Origin of the sequence: Okeania sp. SIO3B5 (genome assembly GCF_010692555.1) — a bacterium.
Lineage (GTDB): Bacteria > Cyanobacteriota > Cyanobacteriia > Cyanobacteriales > Microcoleaceae > Okeania.
Genome location: NZ_JAAHHG010000036.1, coordinates 1 through 23,281 on the forward strand (window position 1 = coordinate 1; position 23,281 = coordinate 23,281).

Sequence of the window (23,281 nt, forward strand, 5' to 3'; positions counted from 1 at the left end):
TTTAGCACTTGCAGTATTATGGGACTCAAAACTGCACCAGTACAAGTTACTTGGCTTGGTTGGGATACTTCAGGAGTACCAACTATTGATTATTATATTGCCGATCCTTATGTTTTGCCAGAAGATGCCCAGGAATATTATCAAGAAAAAATACTACGATTGCCACAAACTTATTTGGCTATAGATGGGTTTGAAGTTGGTACACCAAGCATTATGCGTGCTGATTTGGAAATTGCTGATGATGCCGTGGTTTACTTTAGTACGCAAACTGGTGCTAAATATAATCCCCAAATAGCTAAATTACAAATGCAAATTTTGAGGGAAATTCCTAACAGTTACTTTTTAATTAAGAGTTTTGGCGAACAAGATTCTCTCAATCGCTTCTTTTTTGACATAGCTGAAGAAGAAGGGGTAGCCAGAGAAAGAATAAAATTTATCCCCAGAGTCAAACTAGAGGAAACCCACCGCGCCAACCTGCAAATAGCAGATATTGTCTTAGATACTTATCCTTACAACGGAGCAACAACTACTTTAGAAACTTTGTGGATGGGTATTCCTATTGTCACAAAAGTAGGTGAACAATTTGCAGCACGCAACAGCTACACCATGATGATGAATGCTGGCATCACCGAAGGTATTGCTTGGAGCGATAAAGAATATGTGGAGTGGGGGATTAGGTTAGGAAAAGACGAAGCATTGCGACAACAAATATCTTGGAAGCTCAGAAAATCAAAGCAAACTGCTCCACTGTGGAATGCAAAACAGTTTACTCGTGAGATGGAGAAAGCTTATGAACAAATGTGGCAAATTTATACTGAAGGTTCTAGAGATTAACATTAAGATAATCCTAGAAAGAATAAGTATTTTCTACTTTTACTTGATTAACCTTTTCTTTGTTTTCATTGTCCAATATAACTCTACCTTGGAGTAGTGGTTTAAGAGCTTCCCATTGCATTTTACTCAACTCTCCAATAATGGACATTTCAGGCCCCTCTTCAACATCTAGCTCCTCTTCCATTAGTAAATTCATAACTATACTAGACAAAGCAATATCTGCATCTTCATCAGAAATATTACTGTTATCAATCAGTAAAGTCATTTTAGTTTTATCTGGATGAGAAGCGATCGCCTTCAGTACCCTAGCAAAATCTTGGTACAGTAATTCTTCTGATTGACTCCAGTCTGGGAAGATAATTAAGTTAATATCTTTCAAGTTCAGATTAGCTTTAAGTTCATTTGTTAGATAATTTTGAAATGTTTTTTGGCATAAAATATCAAATTTATACGAATAGATACGACTATCAAGGAATTGGGGATTATTCTGAATTTTCTGTCTAATATGCTCTTGGTACTGTTTCTGCAACTCTTGTTTAGTTCCAAGAGTAGTTGCCAAGTTAACATAAGCTTCTTCATTGTTTGCAATTAATTCAGGTATTTGCAGCGATCTTAATAGTGATGCTCCTCTTCGAGAGCGAGAATACTCCCCTTCCATAACAACTATAGGTAAACCCACCTCTAATGGATCTATTAGCGAACTCATACCAGAAAATGGGTAAGTATCTAGATAAATATTTGCTACTTTCAAACATTCTTTAATATCAGCACGATTTGGTAGAGGAGTAAGTAAGATTAATCTATTTTCACTGATTCCATGCTTACTTAATCTAGAAAAGAAGCGTTTCTTAAAAGTTTCTATTGGATAAGTTGGAGCCCAGTTAGGATTAAACGGATATAGGACTAGAGTAGAGTTGGGCACATTAGCAAGTATTTTTGCCCATACAGCTTCAACTTCTGGAATAATTTTATAAAAATTTGCTCCTGATATATAAACTACTGCATCCTCAGCAATACCTAGATTTTCTCTACTGATTTTTGTGGTGATTAAAAGTTGCTCTTCAGTACCAAAATCAAAACATTGATCTATGCCGTCTAAAGTTAATAATTTCTCTGTATAATCTTTTTCCGAATTATTTTTTAATTCTGTGATATTTCCAGATATATAGTAATCTATATGACGCATTCCGGTAGTTACAGGTGAGTTCATTCCTACCATTTGTAACCTGGCAAGACGATGCAATGCTAGTAAACTAATTACATTAGTTTGTGCAGTTACATTGGGAGAGATAAAAAGAATATCCAAGTCATCATTACGAATTGTTTTTACCTGGTTTTCTAAACTTTCTGGAAGTTGAACTACTGCATCTGCATGACCTGAGCAATATCTTTCTAAACGATGACCACTTGTTTGTAGCGAATAAAGAATAATCTCAAATATTTCTCGATTCAAATACTTATATAATGGCAAAGTTGCAAATGTTTCTGGATGAGGGTCAAAATTATTTGCAAGTATACCGAAACGAATTTTATTTCTAGCAGGTAGTCTACTAGGAAAATCATAGTCTATGTTATACCCTTTTAATTTTAAGGCAAATTCTAGTATTTCAGCACGCTTTTTATAGATATCTTTCAAATTATATTTACAAAAATATAGAAATAAATTTGCATTAGCAGCAAAGGAAATTGCTATATCTTGAGCATTTTTTGATTCTGGAGAACTGAAGATATAGGAATGAAGACAATTAATTGCCTTATTAATATGGTGATAGTAATTATCTACTTCCCCAATTTCCTGAAAACAAGATGGGGCATCAAATAAAAATTTAACATAGTTATTTAGTAGCCAATTAGGAATTTTTGATAGATCGTATTGTACTGGAAATTGGTGGGGGTATTTATACAACATAGCTACCAGTAGATACTGAATAGCTTGATTTTCATCAAATTCTCTAGACATATTTAAAATTAGGTCCTTGATAAAATTTTCTTCGGTATCGGTGAAACTTTCTTCTCGAACTCTAGTATTCAATATCCTGTTTATTGCATCTTGCTTAATTACACTGTTCAGTTCTTCTGAAGTAATATTTAACCATAAATTTGCTATTTGATGGCGAAGATAGGATAAATTTCTAGTAAAGACTGTTTTTTGGATAAACTCATCAACTTTTTCTTCTCTAATGACAGTATTAGGGTGCTTTAAAGGAAATGAAATTTCCTCTACAGGCGTACTAGCTAATAAGCTATCTACATTAATTGTATTTGTAGAATCAACATTAAATCCAATATTAGAAACTAAGTTTTTTTCGGGAATAATTGTTAAACCATTTTGTAGCCAGCAAGCAAACTTCCAACGAAAAGCCCATGAATTAATATGACCATCATAAGTAGCTTGAAAAGTTCTCGTCCATTGTTCTGCTACTTGAGGCTCTTTAAATAATTTCAACAGCCAGTTATTATCTCTAAGTTCTGGCCATTGCTTCATTTCAAAGTCAAAATACTGCCACGCACGTCTCCAAGTTGCCCATCCCCAACAGTCAATATAGCGAGAAAAATAGTAGCTATAATTGTTTGGTTTCCAGCCAAATAAGAAGTTAGTACCAGTTATTACCATAACCTGTTGATTATAGCGATAGTAATCTAACAATTCTTCAGAAAATCGAAAAAATGTTGGGTCTGGAAGACAGTCATCTTCAAGAATTATAGCTTCTTCTACATTATTAAAAACCCAATCTAAGCCACTAGCAACCCGATGCTTCAAACCCATGTTAGTATCTGAGTAATTTTTTAATACTTCACATTCCCAGTCTACTTTTTCAATTATTTGGCGAGTTGCTTGACACTTTTCTAATTCACCCGGTTTATCGGGACGTGGACCATCAGCAATAACTAATAATTTAGCAGGTTTAACTTGCCGAAGTGCTTCAAAAACTTTTTGAGTCGTATCCGGTCGTTTAAAGATAATTAGACAGACAGGGGTATTTAACTGGCGATCGCTCATAAGAAAATCTCTTCGTATGGTAATGAAATAGCTAGGTACAGAAAACGTGAAATTAAAAACTTACAATACCTAATTGCTAATCGTCATTTTTGATTGCATCTAGTATGATTGAAGTGTAATTTAACTTTCCGTTTTTATTTCTTTCATCAAACCTTTTAGACCTATATATTTTTCCTTCATTTTCATTCCAACTTGTAAAATTAAATTTACCTTTTTCATCAAAATACTCCAGAAGATTTACACGAAAACCAACTTTTTCAAAGACTTCTCTCACAGAAGCATAATTATAAAGAATTTTGTGTTCTTCGCTTCCAAAGCCAGTTCCTCCTGGTTTCACCATGTTAATATACTCGTAGCTGGGGTGGAATCCATCTGGAACTGCTACTCTCAAATACCCACCAGGCTTTAGGTATTTGTAGCAAATTTTAGCTGCTCGAAGGCCATCATCTCTAGTTAGATGTTCCCAAAGGTGTTCTGCCAGAATAGCATCTATTGGTGAGTTAGAAAAATATTTTTCCCAGTCCTCTTGATTCAATAAGTTAAGAGTATAAATATCTGTACTTAGCCAACCTGGTTGGTAAGTACTTACCGAACCAAGCATCACTCGTAATGGTATCCTTGTTGAAACCAGTTTTTGTAAAAGATTGGTAACATGTTTGCGTACTTCACTCCAATCTGGCTGAAGTGCCAAAGCTCTCTGATAATCAACTATTGCTTTTTCAAGCTTCTTTTCTTGCTCTTGTGCAATAGCTTTCTGATAATAAACTTTTGCCTTTTCAAGCTTCTTTTTTTGCTCTAAAGTATTGCCAAAATTTTTGTCGGTATTAGAACTCTTAAGTTGAGCAGTAATAACTTGGTTTTGTTTTTCTGAATTTGCTGGAATGGCTTTTCCTCGAATATTACTTTGTAGAGACACTTCTGGTAAAAAAAGTGATACTTGCTCAGAAACTTCTCTCAAAGTTTTCAAATAACAACCATATATATTTCGCCAAATTATCTGGTCACTAAATCGTTTCATTGGCAAGTTAGGATTGAGAGAAAATTTCTCAAAATCTTTTTTATAATGTTTGAAAGCATGAAAGTGGAAAAATATCAAGGGTTGTTCATCAACCCATACTTGATTTCCATCAGCATAGATTAGATAGTTATTAGTGTTCCAATGTCCCACATTAACCCCCTTATGTTGCAAAACAACTACACCCGAAAAACGATTAGGCCAATCATCTAAATATTTTTGGTCTGCAAACTTTCCGTTTTCCGGGCGATCGTAACACCATTCGATGCACTTTTCACGCCACCAACGTAAACAAGCAAACCCGTTTTCATCGCGCCTGAAGGATAACCAACCGACGTTATAAATACCGAATTTGACTAATTCTAAGCGATCGCTAGAAAAACGATGCTCTATGATAGCTATAGAGTCATCGGCTATTTCCTCATAAATTGGGGTTATATCTGAGAAGAAAAACAAGTCGGCATCCAGATAAGTAATTAAATCTACTTCTGGATAGTTATTGAGAACGAATAAAGGTAAAGATGGACTACAGGTAAAATAGTATTCAATTAACCTGCGGTTTTGTTTTGCCCCAAGCAGCGCTTCATCTCCTTGCTCAAATTCGCTCAGGGAAATCAGATTAATATCTGGCAAATCTAGCTGTTTGAGAGTATCATAGCAGGTTTGACTCAGGCATAAAACCCAAAGTTTAAATTCTGGGGAATGCTGCTTTAACGAGCGATAAAGAGCCAACCCCAGAGGTAAATAATTATGGTCGAAGTAGGTACAAAAATAGTGCATTATTTATCTCCTCCTTTTTGTTGATACCATAAAGCGATCGCTTCTCCAATTCGCCGAACTCCATCATCGCCCAATTGGGGATACATTGGCAAGCTAAATATTTCTTTGCCGATTTTTTCTGTTGTTTCCAGTCCGCCACTGCCTATGGGAAGGCGATCGCGATAAGCTGGTTGTAAGTGAACTGGTGAAGGATAGTGAATCGCAGTACCAATAGCCTTTTCTTTCAAAAACCCTCTGATATCATCTCTATTTTCTCCCCGCACCACATATTGATGATAAACATGGTCTATATTTCCTTGCAGTTTTGGCAACTTCCAAGGTATATTAGCAAGCAAACCATCGTATTTTTCTGCAATATGTTGGCGTTGCTGGTTGTCTCCATCAAGATATTGCAGTTTTACCCGCAAAATAGCAGCTTGCATCGGGTCTAAACGAGTATTCATTCCTGGTACATCGCTAATAAATCGCTGTCGCCAACCATATTGACGCAAGGTCAACACTTTTTCTGCCAAAACCTCATCGCTAGTCGTCACGGCACCACCATCACCTAACGCCCCCAGATTCTTCGTTGGGTAGAAGCTAAATGCAGCCAAGTGCCCCCAACAGCCAGTTTTGCGACCCTCAATAGTAGCACCGTGGGATTGAGCGCAATCTTCAATGACATATAACTGGTAGCGATCGGCAATATCCATAATAGCTGTCATATCCGCAGGATGCCCGTACAAATGAACCGGAATAATTGCCTTTAACCGTCCTGGTGGAGAAGTAGAATTTAAAATCTCTACCACTGTCTCCTCTAGACAATTCACATCCATCGTGAAAGTTATTGGATCGATATCCACCAACACAGGCGTCACTCCCACAAGCTCGATCGCTGCCACAGTGGCAACCGCCGTATGGGATACCGTAATAACCAAATCTCCCGCGCCGATACCGCAAGCACGCAGAGCAATTTCTAAAGCATCAGTACCATTGGCAACGCCAACAGCATGACTGACGCCGATGTAGGAAGCAAATTCTTTTTCGAATGCCTCGACTTCGCTACCCAAAATATACCATCCACTGTCTAGTACTCTGGCAACGGCAGCATCAATTTCTGCCTTATGGGCAAGATAACCAACTTTAGGATTTGTTTGTAGAATTGATTCTTGGTGTTCCATAATTTACAAATAATGCTCCAGATGTTGGCGATAAAATTCAATACTCTCAGTCAACCCTTCTTGTAAAGATACTTTAGGTTCCCACCCCAATACTGACTTTATCAAACTGTAGTCGGAATAGTAATCTCCAATATCAATGCGCTTGCGTTCTTCTGGAAAGGAACGAATATTAAATTTTCCGCCCCCGTTAGCCTTAATTAGCACTTCCGCTAATTCCTTCAAACTAATGACGGCATCTCCACCCAGATTAAATACTTTACCGTTAGCTTCGGGACTAACTGCTGCCAGTAACAAAGCGTCTATAGCATCCTCCACATAAGTAAAATCTCTAAGCTGTTCGCCTCCCCAAACTTCAAAAGGTTTACCTTCAACTACTAACTTAATCCATATACCCAAAAATGTTTGACGAGCATCTTTAACTCGCATTCTTGGACCGTAGGTATTAGTTAAGCGCAGAGCAGAAGCATGAATCCCATAGACGTTGTTATAGAGGATATGATACCATTCCCCCGCCATTTTGTTAATGCCGTTGACATCTACCGGACGCACCAAGTGCTTTTCATCTACGGGGAGATAATCTGGTTTGCCGTAAATCTGGCGAGTGCTGGCAAATACTACTTTTATATCGGGGTTGTATTTGCGACAAGCTTCAAGGATGGATAGTTGCGATCGGCAGTTAATTTCTAAATCCGTGTAGGGGTCGTGCATCGAGTCGAGATGACTGGTTTGCCCCGCTAAATTAAACAAGTAATTCTGCCCCTGGACTAAATAACGCATACTGTACTCATCTCGTACGTCGGAGATGTTGACCTTTACTCGTTCTTTAATCTCAGCAATGTTAAATAAGTTGCCACCGTATTCGGGAATTAAGCTATCCACTAGCAATACTTCTGCACCTAGTTTAACTAAACGCTGGGCGAGGTTGCTGCCGATAAATCCAAGTCCGCCAGTAATTAAAACTTTACTATCTTTAAAATTAGTCTCAATCATTTTTTCTTTCCTGTTTCATGGCGGAATAAAAAACCTGCTACTTCAAATGGTTCCGGTGCTTTATGAGGAAAAATCATCCAATCTATTAAAAATTCTCGCACCAATTTCATTCCCAAGGATTTAGTGTAGTTTAGCAGTTCACTGGAATTAAGAACCCAGCATACACATTCTGCATCAATTCCAGATATTCTTTGGATGACCACATACGAGTTTGTTTGGCGAACTACATAAATTCTAGTAAGATAAAGGTATGAATTACAGACATCATTATAATTTCTGCAAGATTGACTGCCAATTTTGAGAGTATTGTAAGGAACCGCTGACCAACACTAGATCGTAATTTCCTTCAAAGCACTTATTTTCGTCTTCATACCAACTGACCTCTGGTAAGAACTCTCGACCTGCTTGACAAACTAGAGGTAATTCCTTAATGTGATAATCAAATTGTACTTCTGGAAACAAAGCTTTACTGACGAGGTAATAATCACCACAACTACCTCCCCAGTCTAGAATAGATAGTTTTTCTTTTTTGCGACTAGCTAAACCTAAAATATAGGCATAAGTCATAAATATATTTTTTTCTGCATAATTTGGAGCTGTGGGACTAAATGTTTCTCCTGGAGAACCTAATGGTTTAGTTCCCTTGTATTTTGCTAAAAAAGAATCCCAATTTTTTCGTAGTTGATCTATGCGATCTTGAGTATCGTAACCTTTGTTGCGATCGTCAGTAGTTTGCCAAGCATTACTAAGGTATTCCCAAGTTGTTTTTGTCTTTGAAATATCAGGTTTTAAATCTACCGCTTTTTGCCAATAAGCCTTAGCTTCATCAAACAGAGCTTGATGGCTAAAAACATGAGCCATCTTCCAATAAGCACTGGCCGAATCTAGTTGGAGAGCGATCGCTTTCTTCAAATTCTTTTGAGCTCTATCGAAGTCTCCTTGGCTACTTAGAATAAAGCCAAGGTTATTGTATGCTTGCCCCAAGTGAGGTTTTAATTTGATGACTTTTTCATAGCATTCTATGGCCTTTTCCATCATATTTTGCTCATAAAAATAATTTGCCAGATTAAAATATTCCTGTGCCAAACTTTCTGTGTCTATCATTTTTTACCTTACCCAGTTCAGTCAAATAAAAATAGCATCGTTACCCCTGTCCCTTCTCTGGGCGAAACAAAAATCCTCTCCCTTCTGCAGTTTCGGGTGATCCTGATACTGGAAACCTCTCTGCAACTAAAAATTCTCTGACCAACTCCATCCCCAAACTACCCATATAATTCAAAAGCTCTTTTCGGTTGAGAAACCAACCCAAATATTCAGTACCATAGCCATATTTATACGCTCTTTGCAACACTACAAAAGATTCTGCCTGATGAACTATTGGCAACCGAGTTATATACAAATAAGAATCAGTAGCAGCAGCTAATTTTTTTGCCACTTCTCGCCAATTTTCTGAGTATTGCAACGACGAACTTGCCACAACTAAATCGTAATTTTTTTTAAAGCAATCTTCGTCATTCTCATAAAAATTTGCCTCTGGTAGCAGTTCTCTACCAGCTTCGCATAAAACTGGTACTTCCTTACAATGGTAGTCAATTTCTACATCTGGCAACAGGGATTTACTGATGAGATAATACTCCCCTAAGCCACCACCCCAGTCGAGCAAAGAAATCCGGTCTTTTGTTCTTGCAGTCTTGGTTAAAACATAACCATAAGCCATTTTTGTATTATGCTGTCCGTAATCGTTAGCTAAAGGTTTAGTATTTTGAATTGATTCAACTAAACTAGACCATTGTGCTTTCCTAACATCCAGGATAGCTTCAACATTCCAGCCTTTAATTAGAGCATCTTGTTTTGACCAACCTTCGCTAACATATTCCCACTCTGGAATTAAATCCGAACTAGCATATTTATCGATCGCTTCTCGGGCGAAATCTTTTTCTATTTCATCTAGTGGCGCATCTTTGACACCACTTCCAAGTAACTTCTGATGTATTTTACCCACTTCTGCTTGGTAAAAAGTTTCCAAGTGGTTTGTAGGCAAACCCAAAATTAAATCTGCTATTTGCTGACGAGCTTTTTTCAAGTCATTAATTCCCGAGCCGCTATCTTGAGATTTTGAAGCTTCTTTAAGTAAACTAGATAATTCAATTTCTATAGATTCAAGTTCAATTAGCTTATTAGCGGTTTCATTCCGAGATTGACGTTTTGGTAAAGGATAAATTACCCCTGGTGTTGCTGTAAATTCTCCTTTTGTTAGAGTCACAAAAACAGACCTAATTTCTTGCGGTTCTTGAGTTTTAATCTCTAAAATACCTGCACTAGCTGGAATATATAACCTCCAGTCGCATTCTAAAATTGTAAAGCCCGCCTGTTTGCTTAAATATTTCAAACACTCAGGGGAATAGCGCCAATAGTCGCGGGGAGATGGATGATAAGGGAACAGAAAAACCGTGGAAATAATTAATAGGCTATTGGGCTTCATTATTTGATAGAATGCCTGAAAAACCTCTAATGGATTTTCGATATGTTCAATGACATTCAGACAAACAGCCGTCCCCAATTGATTTGTGTATTTTGTAGGCAACTCTTCAATTCCCGGATCGCCATTTTCAGGATTCAAAATTACATAATTTTTATCAATATGGTCGAACGGTCTTTGTGCTAGTCCAACGTATCTTCCATACTGATCGCCCGTTTTGATAGTTAAGTTGTAATCAGCAACTGTGGGTTTTGCAAGTCCTCCTAAATCGAAAAAAGGCTCTCTAAGTCCGTACTTCTGTACCTGTTCTGTTACCAGTTTAATATCATCCCAAAACATATTTTTTGCTTTTTAATTTTTATAAACACTTCGCAGTATAGAACCTAAACTTTGACTTCCTCCTCATTAATTTTTAATACAGGTAGTTTTGAACCCCTCATATTAGCTTGCTCTTGATTTTCATTTTCGAGATAAATTTTATACTTGACATCAGCCAATAAATTTGACCATTGTCTTTCACTTAGCCCTCCAATTAGAGAAATTTCTGGTCCTTCATTTACATCTAAATCTTCTTCCATAAGCAAATTTATAACCACACCGGATAAAATTAAGTCTGCATTTTCTTCAGATATATTGCTGGTATCTATTAGCAACGCTATCTGATTTTTGTCGGGATGCGTTAATATTCTCTGAATGACTTGCGACAGTTCTGGAGCAATATCTGATTCCGATTTATTCCAATCTGGAAACAGGATTAAATTAATTTTTCGTAGATTAAAAAGCAATTTTTCATTGGGCGATATCTGCTGGGCATTACTTATACCTGAAGTATTGTCTTTAAGGTTAGCAACAAGTTCCATTCTTTTTTTAAGAATATTTTCTATTGGTTTTAGTGTTACATAAGCATAATAAGCTAGTAGGTTATTTTGACCAACATAATGATTTACAGATTGAACATATTGAGATTTTATAACTTCCCCTAATAGTTCATCATCTAAGGGTTGAACTGGTATTCCGCACATTGCTTGATAATCAATATCATCTTCAATACTAACTTTAAGATTGGTTAACTCTAAATCTAAACCATTTTTAAAAAAGAACTCTCTTTGCCAAATTCTATTCTGACGACGTGAAGAGGGAAGTGTTAGCATTGATAAAGCAATTTCAGGTTCGAGAAAAGGAGACCAAGGTTTAAAACCAAAGTGACTTGGTACTGTCATTAGATATGAAACCAAAATCATTTTAAACCTAATTAAAAAGATGATCTGATAAAACTCATGTTGCAATTTGTCTGAATTTTCTAACCAAAACTTTTCACGAATGTCAGATGATGAAATGAAACAAGAATGACTAGAATCTACACATACTCTATGAGTTAAGCCCATATTATACAACTCTTCTGGAGAGGATATGTTTTTTAATCCTATATTTCCAGCCCAAGCATCTCCAACGATTCCGCTCGCCAATGGGTTTTCTCCTACTACTTGCGATAGTAGTTTATTATAAAACTCAATATGATACATTCCATGAGCGTGAGTAGAAATGCCAAATATTTTATCCCACTCATCAAAATATAAATGCTGATTTCCTAAATCAACTTTTTCCCATTTTATATTTAAAATTTCAGATAACTTTTTAGCATATACTGCTTCAATACCGTAACTAAAAGCTCTAATCCTAGACTTATCTTCTATGAAATAATTTAATATCCTAGAATCATAACCACCACTGGTGGGAATAATAATTTCTCCTTCTACTGATCTCTCCCAATTACGAATGGCTGTATGTAATAGATGTAAAACATCATCTTCGTGAGAAGTTTTGCCTATCCATTTATCTACAACATCCTCTAAATGTTCAATTTCAATACAACCATCATTGTCAACAGTTAGTCGTGATGAGTGTCTCAAAAACTTAACATCTTTGATAGGTGTTTGTTCTAGAACAGAATAACCAAAATCAAGATAGTTGTTTAGTCCTTCTGGATGAAATTCAAAATTAGTAAAATCTATTACATCATTAATATTATAGCTAACTTTTCCATTTTTTTCATTATAAAAAACTGGACGAGAGGCAAGCCAATCAGTTTCAAATACTTTCTTTTCATTTTCTGTAACTGAATGATTCAATTCAGAGACTATCATAGTAGTCTTTGAATTATTTTGCTTGTTTTTATCTAAATCTTGAGAATAGATAAAGTAAGCACCATTAGCATCAGCATTTACAATCTCTATCTTAAAATCTCTTACTATTCTCTTTAAAGCTATTTCTACAGATTTCCAGTTAGTATCATCAAAAAAAACTATCCCACCAGGTTTTAGGCATTGATAAGCAAAGCTAAAATCTTGATAGACTGCTTTTGCTGTATGATTTGCATCAATGTATATAAAGTCAAATTTAACATTTTGATTGCATAATTCTTGAAGAGCTTCAATTGTAGTTTGCCTTCTGGGAATAATCTTTTCCCTAAAATGTTCTGTATTTTGTAAAAAAGTTTCATACAACCTGTCTACTTTTAGTTCTTCCATCCTCTGGGGATTTTTGAATAAAGAAATAGTTTCTTCTGCTTCTTTTTCCCATTCATTTACATCCCAAACATCAACGCAAATTAATTTGGAGTTTACCCCTGTTAAAATATTTTCTACTAACCATAAAGCACTTCGACCTTTCCAAGAACCGAGTTCTAAGAAAAGTAGGTTAGGTTCTCCTACATAATTGCTTAATAGTTGCTCAAATGATTTTCCATGAGTAAACCAATTTTCATCTTCACGCCCTAGATCTATCTTCTGAGTTTCTTTGTTACTCTCTTTAAACAAATATGAATCTGGGTTATTAATTTCTAATTCCCCTATTATTCTAGATAATGCTTTTTCAACAATATTTATGTGTGCATCGCAACGCAAATAATGCAAAAGAAGAGCTGCATCCTGTTTATTTGCTATTCCCAATCTGGGATACCAAAGAGGATATAACTCAGTAGCAATATTTTCATATATTGTTTCATAATCAGACGATTGAATCAATCTGCACAATCGTTGATATTCTTCTTCAAATTCTGAATTTTTGCTAACATCTATGCAATTATTTTCATCGAAAGTTAAAGGAATTACTTCTAGATTTTCTGTTTCTATATCCACACTAACTGCAATAGACCAATTTGTATTAGGATACTCCTGAAATGAATCATCTATAAAAGCAAAATTCCCTAGAGAGTAAAAAATGTATTTATCATTATGGACTTCATGTCCTTGAACACTATGGGGATGATTGCCAATAATCAAATCTGCCCCATATTCTACCCATAACTTGTAGCGATCGCGCAAGTAAGGCGGTGGTATGGGAATCACTTCTGTTCCCCCATGCCCTACCACCACGACAAACTTTCCACTTTCTTTTCCCTCTTTGATATAATGATAAATTTCTAAAGCTCTATCTACCGTAGCAATTCCACCTTTGTTTGCTTGTGCTGCCCCAAATTCATTTTCAGCTACAGCAATAATTCGACAATTACCAATATCCAATGGTGCGAAAGCTTCCTGCAAATTCATACCAGCACCAACTGTAGCTACTTGGTGACTTTGACATATTTCCCTAGTTTTTTGCAAGCCCTCAAGGCCAAAATCCATGCTATGATTATTAGCCAAAATAGCTACATTAAAACATTCCGCTAATGGTGTAAAAAACTGTGGGTTTAAAAGCAAATGAGGCCCTGCTTTAAATAAAGGCTTTTGAACCTCGGAAAACGTACCTTCTAAATTAAAAACCCCAACCTCATGCTGTTTGCATAATCCTTTCAATAATTCTCCAAAACTAAAAGGAGACTTAGGAACAGTATCTCCTACAAAAAGAATTTTTTTTACCAATGTAGAACTGTTCAATTTCAAGTTAGGCTCATTGACCAGTTTAATATCGTCCCAAAACATTTCTATACTTTCCCTTTGACTAAAAGTTTTTGATGGAAAAGCAATATAATTTTCATAAAAAGAATTTGAATCATTTACTAATTTCCCAAAAGAACCATCACTATTTATCCTATGACATTCATAACCATTTTCAATTAAGATATTAAAGGTATCTTTAGCTTGGCAGTTTAAGCCTTCTAGCATTTTTTGAGATATTTCAAACTGAAGAAATGAAATAGCTTTTCTTTTTAAAAGAGAAATAGCTCCTTCCAGTACATAGCTTTCTGCTCCTTCAACATCTATTTTTAAATAATCTATATTTTTGATATTGTTGGCTTCACAAAAAGTATCCAACCTCACTGCTTCAACTATTTCCGTATTTACAATAGGAACATAATTGGCAGGAGAATTTGGATCGTTCATTTGCGGCCTACCAATACTATTCCATGATGAATATTCATCAGGAAATTCATTAAACTCTAATAGCTTATTTTCTGAAAATATTGCTTTTTGAAATGGGAAAACATTACTGCACTGATGCTCTTTTAGTCGCTTCAATAACTTTTTAAACGTGCTGGAAGTAGGCTCGAACGAATATACTTTTCCAGATTGACCCACAAGCTGACTAAATAAAATAGAATAGTGACCGATATTAGCACCTATATCAAAAACTGTCATTCCCTGTTTGACAGTTGTCTGGACCAACATTTGTTCTTTTTTCTCGTGAAACGGAAAAATCTCTACTGACAAATCATTCATTTAGATATAAATATAGATATAAACATTTGCTGTTGTTATATTCAAAAGGAGAGCTTTAGCGATCGCCTCCATCTTCCTCTTTCCCTCCAACCTCCAACCTCACCTGCTCCAATACCACTTTATAATCCTCCCTCTCAGGATACAACCCCACCAATTTCTCCAAAGGCTTGATCGCCCCTTCTTTATCCCCCATCTCCAACCGTACTTTAACCAAACCCTCCAAAGCATTCACATTCTCAGGTTCCCGTTCCAATACTTTCTCATATCCTTGCGCCAGTTTCTGCAACCTCTCCTCTACCGACACAACTTCCACTGTCTCTACTTGTCGAGACTCTTGAAAAGCAGTTTTAAACATATTCGCCATCCCAAACAAGGCCGTACCACCAAAAGATACAATCCCAACTAGGGACATTATCTTTTTCAATCTCTTACTTCGTTGCTGCCGAGCTTCCATATACTGTTTCTCTGTACTTTGCATTGCTTATTTTACTCCCAATTTCTACTTTCTCCAGTTTTCCCAATTTTAGCCAAAAAGCGATCGTATAGCGCTACGCGCAATTCAAAAGTCAAAAGTCAAAAGTAATATCTGACTAAGTTTGAGAATTTATAAATGTCCTAACCTAAATCCGTAGTGCTATATAAGTGATGCGGAGTATTATCGCTCCCTACTATTTTGTCCCTTGTCCCAGAAAATTCCTCAAATAAGAGTTTCTTTTCTGGCCAAACTCACTCATTATTATTTTTAATATTTACAATTATTTAGTAAAATGAATAGCGATCGCTCTTTCTATTTTGTCCAATTATTCGGTTGTAGTTTTCCCCAAAAATTTCTCAAATTTTCTGGTATCTCTTTGGAATATTCCATATTTTGTGCTTTGCCTCGATCAAAAAAGAGGCGATCGCTATTCATCGCCCCTACAATTATTCAATACTCAACCTTCAATTTGAACTTGAATATCCTAAACCTTAACAGCAACCTTCTCCTCAGCATCAACACTTGCTTGTGGTGTACCCGCTTCAGAAGGAGGCACAACTTGATAAAACTTCGGCAAATACTCAGACCAACTCGCCAAAATAATCTTCGCCTTCTCACTTCCAGTCCGATCGACGTGCAATGAAATCAAATCCTGCAACTGCGCCTCACCTTCTGGCGTACAAACACGCTGAATAGAAACAATTTCATTATTCACCCTGGCTGGAAAATCACCATCCTCATCCAAGAAATAAGCAATTCCCCCAGTCATACCAGCGCCGACATTCCGACCTGTCTTACCCAAACAAACAATCACACCACCAGTCATATATTCACAAGCATGGTCGCCAGCACCCTCAATAACTGCCTTGCCCATAGAGTTCCTGACAGCAAAACGTTCCCCTGCTTGACCATTAGCAAACAAAATTCCACCAGTAGCACCATACAAACAAGTATTGCCAATAATTACATTTGTTGCCGGATCGTAACCAGTTTTGGCAGGTGGCTTAATAATAATCTCTCCACCGTGCATTCCCTTACCAACATAATCATTCGCTTCACCTCGTAATGTTAAAGTCATTCCTGGCAAATTAAAAGCGCCAAAACTCTGACCAGCACTACCATTAAACATCAGATTAATCTGCCCTTCAAAACCAGTATTACCATAACGATCCGCGATCGCTCCTGCCAATCTTGCTCCCACAGTACGGTCAGTATTGACTAATTTTATTGTCTTAGTCACAGTTCCCTGGTTGCAAATAGCACCTTGAATTTCTCGGTCATCCAGCAGCACATCATCTAAAACAGAGCCATTGCTGTGAACAGTTTCATGGTTCAACCAACCCCGGTCACTGCGAGTATCTGGCAACTTGAGCAAACAATCTAAATTTAAAGCTGCTGTTTTTGTTAACTGTACATTTTCCCGTACTTTCAGCAAGTCAGCACGACCCATCACTTCACTCAGAGAGCGATAACCTAATTTTGCCAAAATAGTCCGTACTTCCTCAGCAATAAACCAGAAGAAATTGACTACGTTTTCTGGCACGCCTGTAAATTTCTTACGCAATTTTTCCTGCTGAGTTGCTACACCAACTGGGCAAGTGTTCAGATGACAAATCCTGGCCATAACACAACCTTCTGCAATCATAGCAATAGACCCAAAACCAAATTCTTCTGCTCCCATTAAAGCCCCCATGAGTACATCCCAACCAGTCTTCAGACCGCCATCAACCCTGAGAGTTACCCGATCGCGCAACTGATTAGTCATCAATACTCGATGCACTTCACTCAAACCCAACTCCCAAGGAGTACCTGCGTGTTTAATTGAACTTAAAGGGGAAGCACCTGTACCGCCATCGTGACCAGAAATTTGAATCACATCAGCATTTGCCTTAGCTACACCAGCAGCGATCGTACCAATACCAATTTCTGCTACCAACTTCACCGACACACCAGCATTAGGATTAATTTGGTGGAGGTCAAAAATCAATTGCGCCAAATCCTCAATGGAGTAAATATCGTGGTGAGGAGGTGGTGAAATTAATGACACCCCAGGTTTAGAGCGACGTAATGTAGCAATATAAGCACTCACCTTTTTACCAGGTAACTGACCGCCCTCCCCTGGTTTTGCTCCCTGAGCTATTTTGATTTCAATTTGTTTGGCATTCATCAGATATTCTGGGGTGACACCAAACCGACCAGAAGCTACTTGTTTGATAGCAGAGGAAGCTGTGTCACCATTTCGCAATCCTTTGAGATGGGGGAACAGAGTGGATAAACCTTCAGCATTTACATCATCCAACACTTTAAATCTTGTGGAGTCTTCTCCTCCTTCACCAGAGTTAGACTTACCATTAATACGATTCATGGCGATCGCCAAAGTCTCATGAGCTTCCCGTGAAAGTGATCCCAGAGACATTCCACCAGTACAGAAACGTTTCATTATTTCTGCTGTGGGTTCCACTTCTTCTACAGAGATGGGAGAGCGATCGCTATTAAAATCCAACAAATCCCGTAAAGCAGTTATAGGTCGCCCTTGCAAATATTTTCGATAAACTTCATAGTGGTCGTACCCGGATGTTTCTTGCTGTTTACCATTGTCATTTTTCACAGGCAAGATGCCTGTGCCACTGCCACTGCCACTGTTATTAAAAGTAGCAACCGCTTTATGGAGTGCTTTCGACATTTCCGGACTATTCATGTGATATTCCCCAGTGGGGCGATATTGCACAAACCCATAATTCTCCAACTTCTTAATATTCAATTCTGGGAACGCCCGACTATGGAAAGCGATCGTCTCTTGTGCTAACTCTGTTACTGTTAAACCACCTACCCGAGAAGTAGTTCCTCGGAAAGCAAGTTCCAACAAATCTCCACCAATACCGATCGCCTCAAAAATTTGTGCCCCCTGATAAGAAGACAACAAAGAAATTCCCATTTTAGAGAGAATTTTTAACAGTCCCGCTTCTATTGCTTTGCGATAATTTTTTTGAGCTTCTTCGATAGTAATTTTTGCAATCTTACCCCGTTCCATTTGTTTTTGAACTGTTGAGCTCGACCACCAAGAACGTACAGATTCTAATGCTAAATAAGGATGAATTGCACTAGCTCCATAACCAATCAAACAAGCAAAATGATGGGTACTCCAACATTGAGCTGTTTCTACCACCAAAGATGCCTTCATTCGTAACTGTTCTTTTATCAAATGATGGTGAACTGCACCCACAGCTACTAAAGGAGGAATATAAGCCAACTCAGAACTAATTCCTCCCTCCATTTTGTCAGATAAAATAATAATTTCCTGACCATTTTTAACTGCTGTTGCTGCTTGTTCACACAAATTATTTACTGCTATTTGTAATCCTTCTGGTCCATTAGCTATAGCAAATACAGTAGATAAAGTTTCTGTAGCAAATTCTGACTCATAAACTTCTCTTAATTCTGCTTCATTTAATAGTGGTGATTCTATCTTTAATAACCGTGCATTTTCTGGGCTAATTTCTAATAAGTTACCCCGCTTACCTAGCAGCATATTTAGTGACATTACCATACCTTCCCGGAGAGGATCTATAGGAGGATTTGTCACTTGAGCAAATCTTTGCTTGAAATAGTCATACAGCAAATGAGGGCGTAGAGAAAGCACTGCCAGAGGAATGTCATCTCCCATACAAAATGTTGGCTCTTTCCCTAGATTTGCCATATCAGAAATTACCATTTCTAGGTCTTCTAAACTATAGCCAAAAGCTGTTTGTGACCTCAGCAAAGTTTGCGAATCAAACTTAGTATTAGTAACAAAAGGTTGCTTTGTTATCTGCTTTCTTTGTTGTAACCATTCTCCTAAAGGAAGCTGTTTACTAATACGTTTTTTAATCTCCCAATTTTTCAGAACTTCATTAGTAACTAAATCTACAGCAATCATTTGTCCCGGTCCGAGGCGACCTTTTTCGACTATTTCTGCCTCCGGTATTTCTACAACTCCTGCCTCAGATGCCACAATTATTAGGTCGTTATTTGTAATGCAATAACGCGCTGGTCGCAAACCATTTCTGTCTAGAGCTGCTCCTACCTGTTTACCATCACTAAATACCAATAATGCTGGACCATCCCAAGCTTCCTGCAAACCACTGTAATATTCATAAAAATCAACAATTTCTGGATGTTCTACTAGATCCGGCTGATTCCTGTATGCTTCCGGCACCATGATCATTAATGTTTCCATCGGGGAACGCCCGGAACGTACAATTAATTCCATCACGTTGTCTAGATTTGCCGAATCACTACTGTCAGCATCTACAAAGGGTGTTAACTCATTTAATCGCGCTCCCCAAGTCGATGAACTTAGACTAGACTCCCGAGCTTTCATCCAGTTAATATTTCCCAACAGAGTGTTAATTTCTCCATTGTGACCAAGCAAACGCATAGGTTGAGCCAGAGGCCATCGAGGCATTGTATTTGTGCTGAAGCGTCGGTGGTAAACTGCAAAGGCGCTCTCGTAGGCAGGGTTTTGCAGGTCTGTGTAAAATTCTCCCAGAACAGCAGAGCGCACCATTCCTTTGTATACAATAGTGCGACTGGAGAAAGAACAAATATAAGTATCTATTCCCCAAATAAAACCTTCTACTTCTAAAGCACAACCAATATTACGCCGTATTAAGTAGAGCGATCGATCTAAATCATCTCCTTGCAATGTTTCTGAAGTTACTATTAGTTGTTCGATCTGTGGTTGATTTGCCCGTGCTTGTGGTCCTAATACTTCTGGTCTGACTGGTACAACTCGCCAACAAACTATTTTTAAACCTTCTTTGGTAATTATTTTTTCAATTATTTGGCGTGCTTGTGCTGCTTTCTCTTCTGTTTGAGGTAAAAATATCATTGCGACCCCACAGCGTTCGGGATCTAAATCTAATTCCAAATTTTCAGACAGTAATTTCCACGGAACTTGACTCATTAAACCAGCTCCATCTCCTGAGTCTTGGTCAGCACTACAACCACCACGATGTTCTAAGCAGGTTAGGCCAGGTAAAGCTTTCATAATAATTTCATGACTCTTTTTTCCTGATGGATGAGCAATGAAACCTACCCCACAAGCGTCTCGTTCTTCTACTAGCCATCTTTGGCCGTTATAAGTTTCTTTGTTTACTTTTAGATTTATGGGCGCAGAGATTTGTTTATGTTGGGAATCGTTACTGATTTGATTCATTTTTAATTTACTCACATTATTGTAGACTTTTAGTGAGGGTTTCACCCTTGATATAACTGTTCATCTCATCCTATTGCTACTTGCTTGGGATAAATACACTACAAAACAAGCCGCACAATTGAGTGAAAATTTAATATTGTTTGAAGGTTAATATAATACTTGGTATAGTATTTCGTGCTTTCCTCATTTTCTTTATTTTAAAGATATAATATTTAACAAAAATAGCAAGCTATAATATTATTATCGGCTACGACAACCTACAAAACCGCTGTTTTTGCTATTTTATCAACTATCTTAATTATTACTTGAATATAATTTACGACACAAAAAATACTCTGAGTTACACCTAACTGATGTATGATGAAATACACAGTTCACGCTAATTTATTGTTTGTCGATCAAGTTAAATTTATAGTGCGATCTTTCCCAATGATGTTTCAATCTAATATGAGTATGAGCTTTAATTTTGCTTTCATGCTTGTCGCTTATAGCTCATCATTTAGTGACAATTGTTTTACTTATTATAGTCAAGTGTTTATTAGATCGAGTAGGCTTATATATTTTTTAACTTTTGCACTCTTAAATTATATTTATCTTTTAGATAACAATATTTTTATTAACTTATGGACATACTTCTAAAACTAGGCCATACATAACTTTATAGTATTTTTGCCTTCTGCATACCCACAGCATAGTATAATCTTTCAGGAGCTAATTGCTTATGATACCATATTGTATAGTATACATCAATAGTATAAAGCTTGAAAATATCTATAAATTCTAGAAAGCTTAAAAAATCTGAAGAAAGCTAAAGAAAGCTAAAGCAAAATGAAGTAAAACTTGAGCAATCAGGACTGACACATAAACCCTACAAATGTTGTATAACTTCGTCTTTTGCGTAATATCAAATTTGTTTAATTTTGTATAAAAAAATGTTCCAACCGATGCGCCATTGCCAAATCTTTCTCAATATTCCCCTCCTCGAAGAGGTTAGGGGTTGGTCTCCATCTCACCACACTTCCCACATCATGAATCTAATTACACCAATGCTAGCGAATTTAATATAAGTCCTGATTATGAGAGCTATAGCCAGTAGACCTCTGACAATCATTAATCTCAAAGTAATATTATATTTTGGTTTGCGGTTTGCCAAAAACTTAGTGGCCGGAGATGTCTACTATCAATAAATAGTTCTTGATTTTATCTTTATCAAAATAATATGGGTCGCGCAACCCCGCCTTTTAAAACGTAATATTTTTGGAGAGTTGCTCAAATCCCCGTTACAAAAATAACTTCTGACTTCGTTGACAGTGGCAGGTTTAATACCCCATCGTCAATGGGATGCTTAAAATTACTTGGGGTTTGTAGACACTGAGTGGCGTGTCTAAGACTATCCACAAAGAATTTCCCTTATGCCTTCTGCCTTCTGCCTTCTTCAAATAACTCTATAATATTAAGTCTTTTGGCCCTTGACAATAAACTTTAGTTATGACGAAACACCGTATCAGGGATCAGGGAATAGAGAAATGTCCGTGCCATATTTGTGTAGCGCTACAGATATATGAAGATTTGATAGAGATATTCAAAAAGCTTGAATAGGGGATGACAGTAATAGGGGTAATTTTGCTATGGTTGATATGGTATCTAATTTGACTCGACCCCCTAGAGTATTTGTCTTCAGTCTGAACCTCTAAAAATACTAGGTGAGAGAATTATTTGTGTACCAGATTTTAGAGATGTAGTTTCTCATAATCTCTGAGTTAATGAGATTAGACATAACCATAAGTATTTTATTTTATCTTTTTTGGAGATCTTAAAAAAATGGTACAAGTTAAAGAGGTAGCCCAAACACCTAAATTATCTATACCTTCTTCCTTAAAAGGACTGCCTACCACCGAACGTCCTTGGGGATCTTTCACAGTTTTAGAAGATGGAGTTGGATACAAAATCAAGAGAATAGAGGTCAAACCGGGACATAGACTAAGTCTACAAATGCACTACCATCGTAGCGAGCATTGGATTGTTGTTTCAGGAACTGCTAAGGTTCTCTGTGGAGACAAAGAAGAAATTCTACAAAACAATCAATCTACCTATGTACCTCAATGTACTTCTCATCGCTTAGAAAATCCAGGAGTTATTCCTTTAGTATTGATTGAAGTACAAAATGGAGAGTACCTTGGAGAGGATGATATTGTTCGTTTTCAAGATGATTATGCCCGTACAAAGTCTTAATTTTAACAGGTAAGCAAAAAAAATTTGTGAATGATTAACTTGAGCGAAGCAGCAGTCCAAGAAATTACTCGTCTAAAGTCTAAGCATCAAAATCCAAATGCTTTATTTCGTTTGAAGCTTAAATCTGGTGGCTGCTGTAGTTTCTGTTACATAATGGAGTTTGACGAACAGTTAGCTAGTAATGATCGAGTTTATGACTGTGGGAAAGTTAAAGTCGTAGTTGACTCTGAACAACTAAACTATCTGAATGGATTAACCTTGGACTATTCTGAGGACCTTATGGGTGGAGGTTTCCGATTTAACAACCCTAATGCTAAAGCTACCTGTGGTTGTGGAAGTTCCTTCTCTATTTGATGTTGACAAAAGCGTATTACTAACCTATAATCAAAGATTGTTTGTAAAGTTTTTTAGAATGACTAGGGATAAAGTAAAAAATTAATGTTTTGATAATTTCCCT

At 37.0% G+C, this 23,281-nt stretch carries 13 protein-coding genes and 1 pseudogene; 3 read left to right on the forward strand and 11 right to left on the reverse strand.

The genetic code is table 11. The annotated features are described in order from the left end of the window. Window positions 1-834, forward strand: a pseudogene (locus F6K54_RS07815) (O-linked N-acetylglucosamine transferase, SPINDLY family protein); the annotation flags it as partial. A 13-nt stretch (window positions 835-847) separates the two neighbouring features. On the opposite strand, the gene F6K54_RS07820 reads toward F6K54_RS07815, so the two are convergent. The 11 genes from F6K54_RS07820 to F6K54_RS07870 all read right to left on the reverse strand — a co-directional run bounded on the left by F6K54_RS07820 (window position 848) and on the right by F6K54_RS07870 (window position 20,592). Then, the gene (locus F6K54_RS07820; RefSeq protein ID WP_293076218.1) at window positions 848-3,835 is read right to left on the reverse strand and encodes a methyltransferase type 11; all 2,988 of its coding nucleotides are present in this window, start codon (window positions 3,833-3,835) and stop codon (window positions 848-850) included. Between the two features lie 76 nt (window positions 3,836-3,911). Next, window positions 3,912-5,630 (reverse strand): hypothetical protein, encoded by a 1,719-nt coding sequence (locus F6K54_RS07825; RefSeq protein ID WP_293076220.1) that lies wholly within the window; start codon window positions 5,628-5,630, stop codon window positions 3,912-3,914. After that, window positions 5,630-6,790 (reverse strand): DegT/DnrJ/EryC1/StrS aminotransferase family protein, encoded by a 1,161-nt coding sequence (locus F6K54_RS07830; protein WP_293076222.1) that lies wholly within the window; start codon window positions 6,788-6,790, stop codon window positions 5,630-5,632. Before F6K54_RS07830 ends, F6K54_RS07825 begins: the two co-directional genes overlap by 1 nt. A 3-nt stretch (window positions 6,791-6,793) precedes the next feature. Beyond that, the gene (locus F6K54_RS07835; protein ID WP_293076224.1) at window positions 6,794-7,780 is read right to left on the reverse strand and encodes an NAD-dependent epimerase/dehydratase family protein; all 987 of its coding nucleotides are present in this window, start codon (window positions 7,778-7,780) and stop codon (window positions 6,794-6,796) included. Next, window positions 7,777-7,983 carry a hypothetical protein gene (locus F6K54_RS07840; protein ID WP_293076226.1) on the reverse strand — a complete coding sequence of 69 codons (207 nt, stop codon included), beginning with the start codon at window positions 7,981-7,983 and terminating at the stop codon, window positions 7,777-7,779. The genes F6K54_RS07835 and F6K54_RS07840 overlap by 4 nt, the downstream gene beginning before the upstream one ends. Before the next feature lie 64 nt (window positions 7,984-8,047). Continuing rightward, the gene (locus tag F6K54_RS07845) at window positions 8,048-8,884 is read right to left on the reverse strand and encodes a tetratricopeptide repeat protein (RefSeq protein ID WP_293076228.1); all 837 of its coding nucleotides are present in this window, start codon (window positions 8,882-8,884) and stop codon (window positions 8,048-8,050) included. Window positions 8,885-8,924: 40 nt separating this feature from the next. Next, complete coding sequence (locus F6K54_RS07850) at window positions 8,925-10,598, reverse strand: methyltransferase, TIGR04325 family (RefSeq protein ID WP_293076230.1); 1,674 nt, start codon at window positions 10,596-10,598, stop codon at window positions 8,925-8,927. A 44-nt stretch (window positions 10,599-10,642) separates the two neighbouring features. Continuing rightward, a complete protein-coding gene (locus tag F6K54_RS07855) occupies window positions 10,643-14,920 on the reverse strand; it encodes an FkbM family methyltransferase (RefSeq protein ID WP_293076232.1) in 4,278 nt (1,425 codons plus the stop codon). 55 nt (window positions 14,921-14,975) lie between these two features. Next, window positions 14,976-15,398 carry a M48 family metallopeptidase gene (locus F6K54_RS07860; RefSeq protein WP_293076234.1) on the reverse strand — a complete coding sequence of 141 codons (423 nt, stop codon included), beginning with the start codon at window positions 15,396-15,398 and terminating at the stop codon, window positions 14,976-14,978. A gap of 309 nt (window positions 15,399-15,707) precedes the next feature. Further along, window positions 15,708-15,830 carry a hypothetical protein gene (locus F6K54_RS07865; protein WP_293076236.1) on the reverse strand — a complete coding sequence of 41 codons (123 nt, stop codon included), beginning with the start codon at window positions 15,828-15,830 and terminating at the stop codon, window positions 15,708-15,710. Window positions 15,831-15,879: 49 nt separating this feature from the next. Continuing rightward, entirely contained in the window at window positions 15,880-20,592 is a 4,713-nt protein-coding gene (locus tag F6K54_RS07870) for a glutamate synthase-related protein (protein WP_293076238.1), read from the reverse strand. 1,821 nt (window positions 20,593-22,413) lie between these two features. On the opposite strand from F6K54_RS07870, the gene F6K54_RS07875 reads away from it, so the two are divergent. Together F6K54_RS07875 and F6K54_RS07880 are read left to right on the forward strand one after the other, a co-directional pair. Next, window positions 22,414-22,824, forward strand: coding sequence for a phosphomannose isomerase type II C-terminal cupin domain (locus tag F6K54_RS07875; protein WP_293076240.1), 411 nt, complete (start codon window positions 22,414-22,416; stop codon window positions 22,822-22,824). Window positions 22,825-22,854: 30 nt separating this feature from the next. Continuing rightward, window positions 22,855-23,178, forward strand: coding sequence for an iron-sulfur cluster assembly accessory protein (locus F6K54_RS07880; protein WP_293076241.1), 324 nt, complete (start codon window positions 22,855-22,857; stop codon window positions 23,176-23,178). Window positions 23,179-23,281: the final 103 nt, after the last annotated feature.

Coding starts and splice junctions, on each gene's coding strand:
- F6K54_RS07820 (WP_293076218.1), bottom strand. CDS start 3,835: ATGAGCGATCGCCAGTTAAATACCCCTGTCTGTCTAATTATCTTTAAA.
- F6K54_RS07825 (WP_293076220.1), bottom strand. CDS start 5,630: ATGCACTATTTTTGTACCTACTTCGACCATAATTATTTACCTCTGGGG.
- F6K54_RS07830 (WP_293076222.1), bottom strand. CDS start 6,790: ATGGAACACCAAGAATCAATTCTACAAACAAATCCTAAAGTTGGTTAT.
- F6K54_RS07835 (WP_293076224.1), bottom strand. CDS start 7,780: ATGATTGAGACTAATTTTAAAGATAGTAAAGTTTTAATTACTGGCGGA.
- F6K54_RS07845 (WP_293076228.1), bottom strand. CDS start 8,884: ATGATAGACACAGAAAGTTTGGCACAGGAATATTTTAATCTGGCAAAT.
- F6K54_RS07850 (WP_293076230.1), bottom strand. CDS start 10,598: ATGTTTTGGGATGATATTAAACTGGTAACAGAACAGGTACAGAAGTAC.
- F6K54_RS07855 (WP_293076232.1), bottom strand. CDS start 14,920: ATGAATGATTTGTCAGTAGAGATTTTTCCGTTTCACGAGAAAAAAGAA.
- F6K54_RS07860 (WP_293076234.1), bottom strand. CDS start 15,398: ATGCAAAGTACAGAGAAACAGTATATGGAAGCTCGGCAGCAACGAAGT.
- F6K54_RS07865 (WP_293076236.1), bottom strand. CDS start 15,830: ATGAATAGCGATCGCCTCTTTTTTGATCGAGGCAAAGCACAAAATATG.
- F6K54_RS07870 (WP_293076238.1), bottom strand. CDS start 20,592: ATGAATCAAATCAGTAACGATTCCCAACATAAACAAATCTCTGCGCCC.
- F6K54_RS07875 (WP_293076240.1), top strand. CDS start 22,414: ATGGTACAAGTTAAAGAGGTAGCCCAAACACCTAAATTATCTATACCT.
- F6K54_RS07880 (WP_293076241.1), top strand. CDS start 22,855: ATGATTAACTTGAGCGAAGCAGCAGTCCAAGAAATTACTCGTCTAAAG.